Genomic DNA, 1,298 nt, shown 5'->3' on the forward strand with positions numbered 1-1,298 from the left:
CACGCTCCAGCCCGTGCCGGTGGGCGTCGCCGGGGAGCTGTACCTCGCGGGCGAAGGCCAGGCGCGCGGCTACCTGCTGCGGCCGGACCTCACCGCGGAGCGCTTCGTCCCGGAGCCCTACGGCCCTACAGGCAGCCGCATGTACCGCACGGGTGACCGCGTCCGCTACCGCGAGGACGGGCGACTGGAGTACCTCGGCCGCGTGGACTTCCAGGTGAAGGTCCGCGGCTTCCGCATCGAACTGGGTGAGGTGGAATCCGCGCTCCGTCGGGTGACGTCCATCAAGGACGCCGTGGTGGTGGCGAAGGGCGAAGCCGCCGACAAGCGCCTCGTCGCCTACGTCGTCGCGAAGGCGGGCGAAGCCCTGGAAGCCGAAGCGCTCAAGGCGCAGCTGCGCCAAGGGCTGCCCGAGTACATGGTGCCCGGCACGGTGGTCGTGCTGGAAGCCCTGCCGCTCAACGCCAACGGCAAGGTGGACCGCAAGGCACTGCCAGAGCCGGAGGCGCCCCAGTCAGGGAGCACCTACGTCGCACCGCGCACGGAGACGGAGGCGAGGCTCGCCGCCATCTGGGCCGAGGTGCTTCTTCTGCCACGGGTGGGCGTACGGGATTCCTTCTTCGAGCTAGGCGGCCACTCGCTGCTCGCCACCCAGGTGGTGTCGCGCGTGCGCGCGGAACTCAACGTGGAGTTGCCCCTGCGCGCACTCTTCGAGTCACCGACGGTGGAAGGCCTCGCCGGGCGCCTGGCCGGCCTCACGGGCCTCACCGCCCCGGCCCTCACGCGCGTCTCGCATGAAGGCCCGCTGCCGCTCTCCTTCGCGCAGCAGCGCCTCTGGCTGTTGGATCAGCTCCAGCCCGGGGACGCCTCCTACAACCTGCCTGCCGCACTCCAGCTCACCGGGCGTCTGGACGCGGAAGCCCTGCGCCGAGCCTTCGAGGCCCTCGTCCAACGCCACGAGGCCCTGCGCACCACCTTCCAGGAACACCTGGGCGAACCCACGCAGATCATCCACGCCCCGGGTGACTGGACGCTGCCCGTCATCGACCTGTCGTCCCTGCCCGAAGCACAACGGAACGAGGAAGCCCGACGACGGGTTGGGGACGAAGCACACCGTCCCTTCCAGCTCTCCACCGGTCCGCTGCTGCGCAGCACGTTGGTGCGGCTGAGCGAGGAGGAGCACCTGCTGCTGGTGACGATGCACCACATCGTCTCCGACGGCTGGTCCATGGGCGTGCTCGTCCGCGAGCTGGCCGCCTTCTACGCGGCGTTCAGCACGGGCACCACGCCGGCCCTCCCGC

General features: G+C 70.6%; 1 protein-coding gene. It reads left to right on the forward strand.

The window, feature by feature from the left end; all coding sequences use genetic code 11:
- A partial coding sequence (locus D7V97_RS43075) for a condensation domain-containing protein (protein ID WP_147445263.1) occupies positions 1–1,298 on the forward strand: 1,298 nt, incomplete at both ends.

Source organism: Corallococcus sp. CA053C (genome assembly GCF_003611675.1).
GTDB lineage: Bacteria > Myxococcota > Myxococcia > Myxococcales > Myxococcaceae > Corallococcus.